We start from the raw sequence: 961 nt of genomic DNA, 5'->3' as shown, positions 1-961 counted from the left end.
GCCCACGCACACCGCTTGACCGGGTAGATCGAGATAGGTCGTGTCAACGACCATGCAAACAATCCACGCTCTCACATCATGCCCCACGCGCGCGCGGATCGGGGATCGGCCCTGCCGAGCCGCTTACTCTGCTGGCGCGCCGTCGCCAGTTGCATCATCAGGTCGGCGGCGGTGATGAACCGCGTCTTGATGCCCGCCTGCGTCGCCCGATAGGCCAGTGCGCTCGCAATGTGCGTCTTGCCGACACCAGACGGTCCAAGCAGGACGACGTTCTCGGCGCGCTCGATGAACGCGAGGCTGGCCAGCTCCTGTATCTGTGCGCGCGGGGCGCCGCTGGCGAAACCGAAGTCGTATTGCTCCAGCGTCTTGATGCTCGGCAGCGACGCGAGCTTCGTGAGCGTCTGGCGCTTGCGTTCCTCGCGCGCACCGAGTTCTGCCTGTAGCAGTTGCTCCAGGAAGTCGGCGAGACTCGCATCGGTCGTTGCAGTGTGCTGGGCAAGCGCTCCCCAATCACCGGCGATACGGTCGAGCTTCAGATGGGCGCACAGGCTGGCAATCCGTTCGTGCTGGAGATTCATGCGGCGACCTCCAGCAGTGCGTCATACACCGCCAGCGGATGTTGCAGGCTCTCGCGCGGCAGCACACGACGCAGCTTCGAGGTCGCAGGTGCCGGCGCCGATGTTGACGTCGGCAATGGCAGCAGCGCTACCTGCTCGACAGCCAGCCTCGCTGCCGGGCGCTCACGCGTGGTGGCATGCACGCGAACGTTGGCGACTTCGGCCAGCCATCGGCCGATACGCGCGTTGGCGGCCTCGACATCCAGCTTCAGCCCCGACTGCGTATTTCGGATGAACGTGACCGGCCGTTTCGGGATCGTGACCGGGGATTTCGGCAACGTGACCGGTCATTTCGGGAACGTGACCGAGCGGACCGGACGGCAGGATTGGCGTTGCGCATGACA

The 961-nt window shown here is 65.1% G+C and carries 2 pseudogenes; both read right to left on the bottom strand.

Going from position 1 to position 961, the window contains the following annotated elements:
- Positions 1 to 122: 122 nt before the first annotated feature.
- Positions 123 to 578 (bottom strand): annotated as a pseudogene (locus ACLFKU_RS43665) (ATP-binding protein); the annotation flags it as partial.
- A pseudogene (locus tag ACLFKU_RS43660) lies at positions 575 to 838 on the bottom strand (IS21 family transposase); the annotation flags it as partial. The pseudogenes ACLFKU_RS43665 and ACLFKU_RS43660, both read right to left, overlap by 4 nt.
- Positions 839 to 961 lie beyond the last annotated feature (123 nt).

It is taken from the genome of Paraburkholderia sp. EG304 (genome assembly GCF_046543485.1).
Classification (GTDB): domain Bacteria; phylum Pseudomonadota; class Gammaproteobacteria; order Burkholderiales; family Burkholderiaceae; genus Paraburkholderia; species Paraburkholderia youngii.
The sequence above is the reverse complement of the archived record's forward strand: the minus strand, read 5'-3'. Positions and strand labels throughout refer to the sequence as shown.